Origin of the sequence: Kitasatospora kazusensis (genome assembly GCF_039529945.1) — a bacterium.
GTDB classification, from domain to species: Bacteria; Actinomycetota; Actinomycetes; order Streptomycetales; family Streptomycetaceae; genus Kitasatospora; species Kitasatospora kazusensis.
Genome location: NZ_BAAANT010000069.1, coordinates 21,033 through 21,887, shown reverse-complemented (window position 1 = coordinate 21,887; position 855 = coordinate 21,033). Strand labels below are relative to the sequence as shown.

Below are 855 nucleotides of genomic sequence, written 5' to 3'. Positions count from 1 at the left end.
ACCTGATGGCGCAGGCCATCGAGGTGGCGCAGGGGCACCGCAAGAGCATCGACATGAAGGAGCTCGGCCAGGCGGCCGAGGGCGGCGCGGTGGCCGGCGCGACCGGGCACCTGCTGGGCAAGGGCGTCGGCGCGGCGGGGGAGAAGCTGGGCCTCGGCGGTGCGATGGGCACGACGGCCGGCAAGATGGTCACCGGCGCGGGCGTCGGTGTGGGGACGGACGCGGCGACCCAGCTGATCACGACCGGCCACGTCGACGGCAACACCCTGCTCGGCTCCGGCCTGAGCGGCGGCGCGGGCGCCGGGCTGCACGCGGGAGCGAGCGCGGCCAAGGCCCACTTCAACGAGCCGAAGATGCCCGAGGGCGGCTTCCCGGGCGCCGAGGGCGGCGTGAAGCCGACCTTCTCGCCCGACAACAAGCCCACCACCGAGGACAGTTACCACGGCCCCACCGACTCGGGCGAGAAGAACGGGAGCGGGACCGGCCAGTCCGACAGCCCCACGGCCGACACCGGCGGATCGTCCGCTTCCCGTCCGAACGGCCTGGTCCCGTTCGGCTCCGACCGCGGCTCTTCCTCGCCTTCGACCGAGCCGGCCGGTGGCGCGGGCCACGACGATCCGCCGCCGGCCTACTCGCCGTCGGCTGAGCACACCCCGGCGGAGAACCCCGTCAGCGAGCCGTCGGGCAACCCGGGCAGTGGCCGTTCGGAGCAGCCGCCCGCGTACTCGCCGTCGGCTGAGCACACCCCGGCGGAGAAGTCGGTCGAGTCGGCGCCCGACAACACCGGCGCGAGCCGTGAGGAGCAGCCGCAGACGTTTACGGCGCCGAGTGAGCACGTGGCGTCGGAGCAGCCGG

1 pseudogene is annotated in these 855 nt (G+C 74.5%); it reads left to right on the top strand.

Going from position 1 to position 855, the window contains the following annotated elements:
* Positions 1 to 855: pseudogene (locus ABD330_RS30640) on the top strand (hypothetical protein); the annotation flags it as partial.